The 230-nt window shown below is 63.5% G+C and carries 1 protein-coding gene; it reads left to right on the forward strand.

Translation table 11 applies throughout. The features are described from left to right. Positions 1-230, forward strand: a 230-nt coding sequence (locus AC0IW9_RS32205; RefSeq protein WP_471652336.1) for a hypothetical protein, incomplete at both ends; no start/stop codon positions are given.

Here is a 230-nt window from a genome sequence, read left to right on the forward strand (position 1 = left end):
CGTGCTCAGCCTTGGGGTTGCCGCGCCCGCCGTCGCCCAGGCACCCACACCGAGGCAGGTGATCGAAGCCTTTGAGGGTGTCCACGGTCCGATCCGGACCTATCGTCCAAGTCACCCAAAGGGGACTTGCGCTGCCGGTTTTTTCGACGGCACTGCCGAGGGGGCTAAGCTGTCGGTTTCACCAGCGTTTGGCGGACAACGCATTCCGACGATTATCCGTTTCGGGGTCG

Source organism: Belnapia sp. AC561 (genome assembly GCF_979252845.1).